This is a genomic window from Pseudomonas sp. P1_F1_2 (assembly GCF_056405815.1).
Genome location: NZ_JBFUBK010000088.1, coordinates 15,851 through 27,627, shown reverse-complemented (window position 1 = coordinate 27,627; position 11,777 = coordinate 15,851). Strand labels below are relative to the sequence as shown.

Below are 11,777 nucleotides of genomic sequence, written 5' to 3'. Positions count from 1 at the left end.
TCGGGGCGGGCAAGAGCCCGGCTCCCACAATGGATCTGTGACGTTCACTAATTCCTGTGGGAGCCGGGCTTGCCCGCGATGGCAACACCTCGGTTCCAAGGCAGGCTCAAACCGCACTAAACCGCCGGCTCAACCCCTGCTCCGCAAACTGCTCAATGATGAAATCCACAAACGCCCGGGTCTTGCCCGGCAACAGTTTGTGTTCCGCGTAATAGATCGAAATGTTGCCATCGTCGACATACCAGTCCGGCAACACCCGCTGTAGCTTCCCGCTTTCCAGATACCCCGAGGCAAACGGCATGCTCACCAGCGCAATCCCCAGTCCTTGGGCCGCCGTTGCGCACGCCGCTTCCGAATCGCTCATGGTCATTCGCGCCTTCAGCGTCAACGGGCTGTGTTGCTGCGTGCGGCTGGTCAACTGCCAGGAACGCACCCGGCCGGTCTGCKGGGAACGAATCAGGATGCCATCGTGGCGCTTCAAGTCGTCTGGCTCGATGATCGCTTCGTGTGTGCTCAAGTAATCGGATGACGCCACCAACACCCGGTGCGCCGGTGTCAGCTTGCGTGCCACCACGCCTTGGGGCAGTTCGAATCCACCGCCAATGGCCGCGTCGAAACCTTGCGCGATCAAATCGACCTGGCGGTTTTCGAAATGCCAGTCCGGATTGATCGCCGGAAACCGCCGTAAAAACTCGCCCAGCAACGGCACCACATACAATCGTCCAAACACCGTGCCCATGCTGACCTTCAACGTCCCCGCCGGCCGCCCTTCGGCGCTGGCCAGATTGGCGACGGCATTCTGGATGGTGTGCAGGCTGGAACTGACTTCGTTGAGAAACAGCTGACCGGCCTCCGTCAGTGTCAGGCTGCGCGTGCTGCGCTGAAACAGCCGCACGCCGAGCCGCGCCTCAAGTTTGGCAACACTCTTGCCCACGGCGGCCGGGGTCAGACTCAAGCGCCGGGCGGCTTCGGCAAAGCTGCCCACCTCGGCACTGCGCACGAAGCATTCGATACTGCTGAAGGTTTCCATAGGCGCCACTATAAACTTTTGATTTACACAGACTATCGTAATTACCGTCTACTCAGCGTGTAATCCTCAATCGATACTAGGCTCCATCAACCGGGGCATCTCGCTTCGGGACTTTGGAGATCGATATGACTACTCAGAACCTCAGCGGCAAAGTGGCTTTGATTCAAGGCGGATCTCGGGGTATCGGCGCAGCCATCGTCAAACGCCTGGCCGCTGAAGGCGCGGCAGTTGCCTTCACCTACGTCAGCTCCACGGTCAAAGCCGAAGAACTGCAAAACAGCATCACCGCCAACGGCGGCAAAGCCCTGGCCATCAAAGCGGACAGCGCCGACGCCGAGGCCATTCGCAACGCTGTGAGCGCTACCGTCAAAGCCTTCGGTCGCCTGGACATCCTGGTCAACAACGCCGGCGTGCTGGCCGTTGCCCCCCTGGAAGACTTCAAGCTCGAAGACTTCGACCAGACCCTCGCCATCAACGTGCGTAGCGTATTCATCGCCACCCAGGCCGCCGCCCAACACATGACTGAAGGCGGTCGCATCATCAACATCGGCAGCACCAACGCTGACCGCATGCCCTTCGCCGGTGGCGGCCCGTACGCCATGAGCAAGGCAGCGCTGGTCGGCTTGACCAAAGGGCTGGCCCGCGACCTCGGCCCACGCGGCATCACCATCAACAACGTGCAGCCCGGCCCGGTCGACACCGACATGAACCCCGCCGACGGTGACTTCGCCGAAAGCCTGATCCCGATGATGGCAGTGGGTCGTTATGGCAAAGCCGAAGAAATTGCCAGCTTCGTTGCCTACCTCGTCAGTCCGGAAGCCGGCTACATCACCGGTGCCAGCCTGACCATCGACGGTGGTTTCGGCGCCTGACCCTCGGCTTGATCAAAACAAAAACGCCGGCAACCCTGATCAGGTTGCCGGCGTTTTTTGTTTATCGCTTCAGGTCCATTCCAGGGCCGGCAAACCACACGCGCTCGGCGTGAAGGCTTTCAGCGAACGAAGAATGCCATCGGCATGTGCGTATTTTTCGTCAGCCATGGCCGCGTCCGGGATCGCAATAGCAGTCATCCCCGCCGCCTTCGCCGCGGTGACCCCGAACGGCGAATCTTCAAACACCAGGCAGTCCTCAGGCGCAACACCCAGGCGGCGCGCCGCCGTGAGGAAGATATCCGGTGCCGGCTTGGCTGCACCTACTTCCGGGTCATCGGCCGTCACGATGAAATCGAACAGCGCAAACCAGTCACGGTGCAACGTGGTTTTCTGGCCGAACGACTGGCTCGAAGAACTGGTACCGACTGCGATCGGAATACGGTTGGCCTTCAAGTGCCGAACCAGCTCCTGCGCACCGGGCATCGCCAGCGCCGTAGGAAAACGCTCACGCATCAGCGGCTCGCGGATCACCAGGAACTCTTCGGCGGTGATCGGCAGATCAAGCGCCTCGACCACGTACCGCGCCAGATCACCCGCCCCACGCCCGATGATGTTCTGCTTGATGCTCCAGTCGAACACCCGGCCGTAACGCGCGGCAATCAGGGACGTGACCTCGGTATAAATGCCCTCGGTGTCCAGCAGCAAACCGTCCATGTCGAAAATCACAGCCTTGATCGGGCCGAACGTGTTGAGCGGTGCATTCATCGCATCTGATCCGTTTTCAAATGACACCTCAGAGACGGCTCAGGTACGGCCGGGTCCGTGATCGATTAAAGGATTCAGCAGCATAGCGAGCGCGGCTGACGTTGGGCAACGGGCAATGCCTGGCCGTTACAAAAAGTGCTCGTCGTCATTTAGCGAATCCTCCTACATAAAACGCCTCCTTTCCCGACTTCTTTACCCGTTGATCCCAAGCAAAGTCTCGCGCTCATCTTGATCTGCGCGAGGGACTGCGAATGTTCGTACCTGACAAGGTACTGGCCTTGAATAACGCCATCGGCTTGCTGGTGGTCGCCGCCATGGACCCCAAACAGCCGAACGTCGAGGCGCTGCTCGCTGACTTTCGGCTCTGTCTCAACGATTACGACGCGTGGGCCGAGAGTTTCTGGACTGGCAAGGCACTGGAGATCGAGCAGGTATTCAAGGTCGGCAACGATGTCCGGCTGATCGCACCGAAGCACTCCACTGCGCCCGTCAGTTCAACCGTCGGCGCATGCCCGGCCAGCGGCCCGTTGACACTGGTGCACATGTTCGAGGCCGCGCGATTCGTCCCCATTGGCAATACGCCGGTGACGCTGGAACCGTTGAACCCGGACGGAACATTTGGCGAGCCGGTTCACCACCAGATCGGCCCCAGCGGCATCCTGGAGGTCCCCAAGTGCGAGCGCGGTCAACGTTACCGCATCACCTTCTTTCCAAACGTTTCCACCGAACACGTCAAAGCGCTGTACGCCTCTTATCAAAGCGTCATCGGCGAACTGGAAGGTTGGTTGCGCAACGAATGGACGACTGAATTCGAACCTTCCTGGGTCGAGTTCGCCGAGGCGGGTTTCATCAAGCGCTACGGCCTGCTGCAACAGGCTGACTGGCGAGGCTTCGAGAATGCGCTGAACGGTTTGTGGGACGACGTGAAGCAGATATACGAGCTGATCGCGGACCTGCAAGCCAACAGCCAAAAGCTCCTTGAGTACCTGACCGAGACCGAACTTGAAACACTGCTGAAGGCCTCGGCGGAGTCGATCGCCAAWCTGCTGCTGATGCTGAGTGACGAGCCGTTGATGTTCATTCATCTCGCGGCGTTTACCAGCTGGGTGCGGATGCTGCCGCCACATCACGCTGCAGAGGTTGTGGCGGAAATCCGCACAGGCATTTTGATCGGTTTTCTCCTGGCACGATTTACCGGCACCAAAGGACTGAAACTCGGCATCAGTGCCAAGGTGCTGAACAAGCTCAAATCGGAACGGGCGCGCAAATGGCTGGCTGCCGCGAGTTTGCGGCTGGCCGCTCAATCCGACCTGACGCCCCATGCGGAGGTATTCAAACCCCTTGCGGTCAACGCCCGCACTGCTGCGCTGAACCCCGCGCCTACGCTGCCATTACAGATAAGTGCCGGCTCTGCGCCCATAACGCAGGTGGAAAATCCGCTCGCCATCGCTCGCAAAAAATCCGCAGCCACCACCCGCCTCAGCCGTCACGAACACCGTGACGACGCCTCCGAACAGGCGAAAAACCCCAATGGCGACAGCGCCGACTGCGGGCCGCTGACCTGTACGAACGGTTGCCCGGTGTCGATGGTCACCGGCGAAGAGTTGCTGACCCTGGAGGATGGTTCGCTCAATGGCTTGCTGCCCTTTGCGTTCACCCGGTTGTACCGAACCAGCGCGGTGGAAATCGATTGCGGGCTGGGCTGGGGCTGGAGTCATTCGCTGGCGCATCGGCTGGAGCTGGACGCTGAACACGTCGTCTGGATCGACCATGAAAACCGCCGTACGACGTTTCCGCTGCCCAGCCAGGAACGCCCGGCCATCCATAACAGTCTGTCGCGGGCCGCGATTTATCTCGGGGATCAGCCAGAGGAATTAGTGCTCGCATTGGCTGGCGAGACGGTGCGGTTTTATCACTTTCGCACTGGGCGGCTGACCACGATCAGCAATGCCTACAACAACCGGGTGCACATCACCCGCGATCGTCAGGATCGCATTCAGCGCCTCGACAACGGTGCAGGCCGTTCGCTGCTGTTGCGCTACGAGCGCCGGCACATCGTTGCCGTCGAGTATCAATCGTTTCATCCCGCCGACACTGCGGATGACGCCTGGCGTACAGAGCAAACGCTGATTTCCTACCGCTACGACGCCCGCCAGCGACTGATCGAAGCGACCAATGCCGCCGGTGAAAGCGAGCGGTACGACTACGACGACCACCACGTGATTCTCCAGCGGCAACTCGCCGGCGGGGCAAGTTTCTTTTGGGAGTGGGAACGGTCGGGCAAAGCGGCCCGATGCATTCGGCACTGGGCGACGTTTTCGCAGATGGATACACGCTATGCCTGGGACGACAACGGTGGCGTGCGGGTTAAAAGCGTCGATGGCAGCGAAGAAGCCTACGTCCATGACGATACGGCGCGGTTGGTGCGTCGGGTTGAGCCAGAGGGTGCCGAGTATCTCAAGACTTATGACCACAAGGGTCATCTGATTGCCGAACAGGGGCCGCTGGGAGCGATCACTCAATACCGCTACGACGAGATCGGGCGGCTGATTGCGCTGATTCCACCTGAAGATGAGCCAACGTCCTACGAATACCGCAACGGTTTCCTGCATGCGTGCTCTCGCGGTAAAGCCGTATGGAAATATCAACGCAATGCTCAAGGCGATGTCACCGAGGCCATCGATCCCGATGGCCAAACCACCCATTACCACTACGACACCCAAGGACGGCTGCTCTCGATTCGTTTTCCGGACAGCAGTCGCCAGGTTTTCGTTCGGGATGCACTTGGGCAACTGATCGAAGAAACCCTGCCGGACGGCGGTCAGCGGCGGTTTTCCTACGATGTTCTGGGACGGAAAATAACCTTTCAGGACGAATTCGGCGCTGTCACTCACTACCAACGGGACGCCGTTGGCCGACTGATCCAGACAACTCTTCCTACTGGCGCCAGTCGAGCCTTCAGTTACAACGCCTACGGCAAGATCACTGCCGAACGGGATGAACTGGGTCGTGTCACGCGTTTTGAGTACGACGATGACTTGCACCTGGTCAGCCGCCGGATCAACCCCGACGGCACACACCTGCGTTACCGCTATGACAACGCACGGCTGCTGCTGACCGACATCGAGAACGAGTCCGGTGAACGTTATCGACTGGACTACACCGCCAGTGGATTGGTCCGACAGCAAACCGGTTTTGATGGTCGACGCACGGCGTATGCCTACGACCTGAATGGCCATTTACTGGAGAAAACCGAGTACGGCGATGACGGCTCGAAGCTGATTACGCGCTACCAGCGGGACTCGGCCGGTCGGTTGCTGATCAAAACCCTGCCTGACGGCACCAAGGTTGAATATTGCTACGACAGCCTCGGTCGGCTGGTCAGCGTCGACGACAGCCAAGACCACCCACTGGAGTTCGAATACGACACCCAGAACCGCCTGATCACTGAACACCAGAGTTGGGCCACGTTGCGTTATGGCTACGATGCCTGCGGCCGGCTCAATCACCTGCGCCTGCCGGACAACAGCAAACTCAGCTACCACCGCGCCAAAGGTGGCGCGCTGACCGCCATCGACCTTAACGGCACACGCCTCACAAGCCACACCTCCCGATTCGGTCGCGAGTTACAACGCCAGCAAGGCCTGTTGCGCAGTCAGTACGACCACGACGAACAAGGCAGCCTGAAAGCCCACGCTGTCAGCCAACACCAACAGTCGCTGTATCGGCGCGACTACACCTACAACGCCAACGGCAATCTCGACTACATCGCAGACACCCGTCATGGCCAACGCAACTACCAATACGACCCTCTCAACCGCCTGATCCGGGTCCGTCACTCGCGCGATCAACAACCCGAAAGCTTCGCCCACGATCCCGCCGGCAACCTGTTGATGCAGGACCGCCCCGGCCCGGCAGCCGTCAAAGGCAATCGTCTGTCGATGCAAGGCGACCGTCACTTCGACTACGACGCCTTCGGCAACCTGATCCGCGAACGCCGCGGCACCGCGCAAAAACTCGTCACCGAATACCGCTACGACTGCCAGCACCGGCTCATCGGCGTCACGCTGCCCAATGGCACTTGCGCGACCTACCGCTACGACGCCTTCGGCCGCCGCATCCGCAAAACCGTCGACGGCAAAACCACCGAGTTTTTCTGGCAGGGCGACCACCTCATCGCCGAACACAGCCAGGAGCATCACCGCAGCTACCTCTACGAACCCGGCACCTTTCGCCCCCTCGCCATGCTCGACGGCAAAGGCCCGCGCCAGGCCTGCCCGTTCTACTACCAACTCGACCACCTCGGCACCCCGCAAGAACTCACCGATTACAGCGGCGACATCATCTGGGCCGCGCAATACACCGCCTACGGCCGCCTGACCCGACTGAACCGCGATACCCACCAGGTGCTGGACCAACCGTTGAGGTTTCAAGGGCAGTACTTCGACGCGGAGACAGGCCTGCATTACAACCGGCATCGTTACTACAACCCGGATATCGGGCGGTACCTGACACCGGATCCGAGTGGGTTGGCGGGCGGGATTAACGGGTATCAGTACACGCGGAATCCTACGGGCTGGGTTGATCCGTTGGGGCTGAATGAATGTCCTGGCGCGGATGGGTGCAAGAGGCCGGGGTTTGGGGATGAGGATCCGGCGGGGAAGGTTAGGGTTGATGAGGGTGAAGTAACGCTTCCCGTACCTAACGGCAAGATTGATTATCTCTATCGGGGTGACGTGAAGCACCCCGACGAAATCTTCAGAACGGGATTTAAGAGTAAAGGCGAAAGCAATGACCTATTGCTTCATGCTATCGACAGCGATGATCCGCCAAGCAATTTCGTCAGCACCTCACCATCCAAGGTTACGGGCATCCAATTTGCGACGAAATTTAGAACAAGAAAAGGTTTTTTGTACACACTCAGACAAATTGATGGGATAGATGTCAATAAAGAGTTGAAAAACCTTGTTCCGTTTGCAGATGAAACTGAAATAGCTATCCCAAACAGGATTGATACAGCCGATATAATAGGCGTGACACCGATGAAAAAGGACGGGAGCTACGTTGGATACTCCATTCCTAACCCAAATAGGAAGCCAAATGGAAACCACTAAAATCACAATAATAATTGACAACCATAAGGAGCAGGCACAGCTGCAATATGATGCCGCGAAGATGGTTATAATTTTTACAATGAAGAATGGTTTCCGCAAAAGGTATGAAAGCGAGGATCTCTATCTATGCCTAGCAAAAATAAGGCTTGACTTCCCCTATGTAAAATTCCTATGCAAAGGGGCAAAACTAAACGTAACCCCTTCTAGAATGTGCTCCCAAATGAGTGGCGGGTTCGTTGCATACGAACTAAAAATGGGAAAATCCGCGACATTTGATGACATCGTCTACATATTTGACTATGAAGAAACCGATATCGTAAACACATTGAAAGAGCAAAAAGATTTTTATAAAAAATGGCTACAGTCATTGAAAATAGAGTAATCCGGATCAGCCTCCCTCCTAAACGGTATTGACCTTGGAATCTTCGAGCAACGTGGGACATGACAGACTGGAGCATCGAAGAGAATGAGTCATAGAAACGACAGTCTCGAACAACTTGTATCCGATTTTCTTTCGATGGTGGATAAAGCCACCGACCTGCTCGAAGAAAAATTTGGCACCAGATGCATCCTAAGGTTATGGCGCGCCAATAAAATCGAACAATGCGGTGTAATCGTTGGCGACATAACGTACGAGTTACACGCCGTTGGATGTGCTGTTTACTTCCCCGACTTGTGCATTGATTTTGATTATGGACCAGAGGGAAGGACAGACTGCTTCGATGTTTTGAGACTTTATATGTTTGCTTGCGAGTCGCCGGAGAAGTTCAAAAAATATACTGACAAAAAACAAATCAAGGCCGAATTCGAAGAATATCTAACTATGGGTGAACTTTCCCGGTGAAGTGTATTGTTTAAAGTCCCCCAAAATAAGCAACAAAATCCACTAACTGGGGAATTGCCAATCGAATTGACCCCTAGCATGGGGTGCTAGGGGTCAGGTACTTCAACTACCCGAACCACTCGTTCCACCCCCAGCACCACCTGTTCCTCCACCTGCACTCCCAGAACTTCCACCTACCCCACTTCCACTCATCCCGGAGCTACCAGATCCTCCAGACCCACTCCCTCCACCCTTCCCCATCGAACCTCCACCACTCGCCGCCCCACTTCCCGCCCCCGGGGACGTACTACTTCCATTGGCATCCCCACCATTCCCACTATTAATAGAGCCAGGCGGCAGTGCGTTACCATCCGCAGAATTCGCATTCATTTCAGTGGACGGAGGCATCCCGCCTTTATCCACAGGAGCATCGTTCCCGTAAGACTGGGCAAACGCGGTCAGCGAGCTGACTGACAACAGCCCTGCAATGGCCAAGGCCGCAAACTTTGAACCGATCATGATGCGTCTCCTTAAAAACGTGCATACCTGATCTGGCAGCAGTCATTTTTCAAAGGTGCCGCACAATCGACGAGCGGCTTTTCAGCTCGGTTCACCCGAGTAATCATCACCGGCAATGTCCGGATCTTCAGGATCAGCCTCGACATCACCGCGCTTCACATCATCAGCGGGCACTTGTTCCACCGCTGTATCGTCATCCGGCGGACGTTGATCGCGACTCAGCGAGTCGGTCGGCGAAGGCAGCGGATACTCTGGAGTGTCATCAATGTCGGGGTTTTTCGGATCAGCGTTCATAAGCACCTCTCGAAGGACCTGAAGAGCAGGTCCTGATATTTCGAGGTGGCAGGTTATGCATGGGTTCGATGAAAGAGACGTTCGGTCAACGAGACCGCACAAAGATCAATCTTCGTCGTCTTCATACTCGTCTTCGTACTCAAGATTTCCCACATCACCCGCGTCATCGGAATCATTGAGCGGCACCGTGGCGTCGTCAATCAATGAACCTGGATCTTCATTGCCGGGATCATTGATGAACGGAAGCCCACTCGGGCCTTTTTGTTCTTTGCCTTCGGTTTCCGGCGTCATGGCGGGCCTCGCAATTATTGGGGGTGTATAAAGTTCGAGAGTAGCTGCCGCCATTCGTTCCGGCTTGCCAGGCACAGATACGAAAAGCCCGGCGCTAGGCCGGGCTTCTACTCGTTGGCGAGTTAGTGATGCTTGTTTTTGTGCTTATGCTTGTGTCCGTTACCGGAATGGGAGCTGCCATGATTATCGTCGTCGCCCAGGTTGTTACCGACGGCACCACCCGCGGCACCACCCAGGCCAGCACCGATGGTCGAACCGGTAGAGCCGCCGAGGCTGTTGCCAACCACCGAGCCGCCTGCTGCGCCCAAGCCGCCGCCAATGGCCGCCTCATTGCGATTGCCTTTTTCCGCCCCGACCGCGCTCCCTGCCGCGCCGCCGACACCGGCGCCGATGGCCGCTCCCGTGCTGCCGCCCAATTGTCCGCCGACGACATTACCCAACGCCCCGCCCAGGCCGCCGCCCACCGCAGCGGTGCCGTCGTTGGCCGCCATTGCACCTTGAGCCGCCAACAGTCCCACCACAAACACGGACAGCGCCAAACGTCGAGCGTTGATGCTTGTACACTTTTTGCCATTGTTAACCGGGGTCATGGGAAGCCTCGTATTCTTCTGGGGTATATGAGCTTCGAGGCTTTGTTTAAAGAATCGTTCATAAACGAAAAAGCCCGGCATTTAGCCGGGCTCTTCAATGGGCCGATCAGGATCAGTGACGCTTGTGACCTTTGGCCATGTTGCTGCCTACGCCGCCGCCCAGTGCACCACCCAAACCTGCGCCGATGGTAGAACCGGTCTTGCCACCCAGGCTGTTGCCGATCACTGAACCACCCGCTGCACCCACACCGCCACCAATGGCGGCTGAAGTGCGGCTGCCTTTGCGTGCGGTAGCAGCACTGCCGGCCGCGCCCGCTACGCCAGCACCAATCGCTGCGCCGGTGCTGCCGCCCATGCTTTGGCCGACCACATTACCCAGCGCGCCACCCAGACCACCGCCGATTGCGGCGGTGCCATCGCTGGCAGCCATCGCACCTTGAGCAACCAGAAGCCCAAGAACCAGGGAAGGCAGTGTTAAACGCATGACGAAACCTCAAAAATAGGGGAAAAAAGAAAGCCGGGGATTAAATGCTGTCACGCAGTAAACGTCCACACAAAAACCACCGCACCGCTCAATCAGCGACGGTTGGACAGCTTTTATGGGAAAGGTTTTATGACAGGCAAAAAAAAGCCCGCTGGGGAACGGGCCAGGTACTGCTTTCTAACGGATGGTTTGAGCCTACGGAGGTGGCTGTGAAAAGTATGTGAAAAAGTAAACGGCATCATTACCGAACGTCGGCACTTCAGGTTTCAACCGGTAATCGAGATTTCACACATGAAAAACCCCGCTCGATGGCGGGGTCTGTCCGGTTAACGATTACTTCCTGGAAGGCGCTGCTACTCTCGGCAGAAATTTGGCCTTCGGCCCTCTGGGCGTCGTCGATTTCACTTTGCTGGTCTGGATCGGGTCTTCCCCAAAGCCCGCCACATACTCTGTCTGGCCGCATTTAACGCAATTGTTGATCGGAAATTCAGCCCCGTCGTCTTCGATATAYGGATCAGCCATACCTCTTCCCCTCTCAAATGGATCGACACCGGCAAAGCCCTTTGCCTGAAAAATATCGATCACCAAGGGTTTTGAGACTAGCCGGTCATTACCGGACTTGGAATTCAGATTTCCGCGTGCCCGACGAATGGCCCACGTTTCACCTCATCTCAGTTTCACCGCCGTCCCTGTCACAAACACCACCACCATCCCGCCCTTGCCTGCCGGCATGCTGATCTCAAAATCAAGCCCCACCACCGCGTCCGCCTGAAGTGCTCGCGCCCGCTCCTTGATTTCGTCGGTCGCCTGAATCCGCGCTTCCTTCAACGCTCGCTCCAACGTCTGGGAACGCCCACCAAAAAAATCCCGCATCCCGGCAAACATGTCGCGAACAACGTTTATGCCCTGCACCGACTCGGCGCTGACGATGTCCAGGTAAGCGGTGATCTGGCGGCCTTCGATGGCGTGAGTTGTGGTGGTGATCATAGGAATTC

At 57.3% G+C, this 11,777-nt stretch carries 12 protein-coding genes; 4 read left to right on the top strand and 8 right to left on the bottom strand.

Annotated elements, in window-relative coordinates; all coding sequences use genetic code 11:
- Window positions 1-106: 106 nt before the first annotated feature.
- Window positions 107-1,030, bottom strand: coding sequence for a LysR family transcriptional regulator (locus AC1D2P_RS22670; RefSeq protein ID WP_477811604.1), 924 nt, complete (start codon window positions 1,028-1,030; stop codon window positions 107-109).
- 125 nt (window positions 1,031-1,155) lie between these two features.
- Here AC1D2P_RS22670 and AC1D2P_RS22665 point away from each other — a divergent pair, with 125 nt between their 5' ends.
- Window positions 1,156-1,902, top strand: coding sequence for a 3-oxoacyl-ACP reductase family protein (locus tag AC1D2P_RS22665; RefSeq protein ID WP_109785982.1), 747 nt, complete (start codon window positions 1,156-1,158; stop codon window positions 1,900-1,902).
- Between the two features lie 69 nt (window positions 1,903-1,971).
- Here AC1D2P_RS22665 and AC1D2P_RS22660 read toward each other — a convergent pair whose 3' ends face one another.
- Window positions 1,972-2,667, bottom strand: a complete 696-nt coding sequence (locus AC1D2P_RS22660) for an HAD-IA family hydrolase (RefSeq protein WP_046027071.1) — start codon at window positions 2,665-2,667, stop codon at window positions 1,972-1,974.
- A 251-nt stretch (window positions 2,668-2,918) separates the two neighbouring features.
- Here AC1D2P_RS22660 and AC1D2P_RS22655 point away from each other — a divergent pair, with 251 nt between their 5' ends.
- From AC1D2P_RS22655 to AC1D2P_RS22645, 3 genes are all read left to right on the top strand, one after another.
- The gene (locus tag AC1D2P_RS22655) at window positions 2,919-7,781 is read left to right on the top strand and encodes an RHS repeat-associated core domain-containing protein (RefSeq protein WP_477811603.1); all 4,863 of its coding nucleotides are present in this window, start codon (window positions 2,919-2,921) and stop codon (window positions 7,779-7,781) included.
- The gene (locus tag AC1D2P_RS22650) at window positions 7,768-8,163 is read left to right on the top strand and encodes a hypothetical protein (RefSeq protein WP_223522479.1); all 396 of its coding nucleotides are present in this window, start codon (window positions 7,768-7,770) and stop codon (window positions 8,161-8,163) included. The genes AC1D2P_RS22655 and AC1D2P_RS22650 overlap by 14 nt, the downstream gene beginning before the upstream one ends.
- 84 nt (window positions 8,164-8,247) lie before the next feature.
- Complete coding sequence (locus tag AC1D2P_RS22645) at window positions 8,248-8,625, top strand: DUF6896 domain-containing protein (RefSeq protein WP_477757646.1); 378 nt, start codon at window positions 8,248-8,250, stop codon at window positions 8,623-8,625.
- 579 nt (window positions 8,626-9,204) lie between these two features.
- Here AC1D2P_RS22645 and AC1D2P_RS22640 read toward each other — a convergent pair.
- From AC1D2P_RS22640 to AC1D2P_RS22615, 6 genes are all read right to left on the bottom strand, one after another.
- Window positions 9,205-9,417, bottom strand: coding sequence for a hypothetical protein (locus AC1D2P_RS22640; RefSeq protein ID WP_046027074.1), 213 nt, complete (start codon window positions 9,415-9,417; stop codon window positions 9,205-9,207).
- Between the two features lie 105 nt (window positions 9,418-9,522).
- Window positions 9,523-9,708, bottom strand: coding sequence for a hypothetical protein (locus AC1D2P_RS22635; RefSeq protein ID WP_046027075.1), 186 nt, complete (start codon window positions 9,706-9,708; stop codon window positions 9,523-9,525).
- A gap of 122 nt (window positions 9,709-9,830) precedes the next feature.
- Entirely contained in the window at window positions 9,831-10,298 is a 468-nt protein-coding gene (locus tag AC1D2P_RS22630; RefSeq protein ID WP_177412238.1) for a glycine zipper domain-containing protein, read from the bottom strand.
- 112 nt (window positions 10,299-10,410) lie between these two features.
- Window positions 10,411-10,782, bottom strand: a complete 372-nt coding sequence (locus tag AC1D2P_RS22625) for a bacteriocin (protein WP_046027077.1) — start codon at window positions 10,780-10,782, stop codon at window positions 10,411-10,413.
- Window positions 10,783-11,115: 333 nt separating this feature from the next.
- Window positions 11,116-11,304 (bottom strand): hypothetical protein, encoded by a 189-nt coding sequence (locus AC1D2P_RS22620; protein ID WP_046027150.1) that lies wholly within the window; start codon window positions 11,302-11,304, stop codon window positions 11,116-11,118.
- 144 nt (window positions 11,305-11,448) lie between these two features.
- Window positions 11,449-11,769, bottom strand: a complete 321-nt coding sequence (locus AC1D2P_RS22615; protein WP_046027078.1) for a YbjQ family protein — start codon at window positions 11,767-11,769, stop codon at window positions 11,449-11,451.
- Window positions 11,770-11,777: the final 8 nt, after the last annotated feature.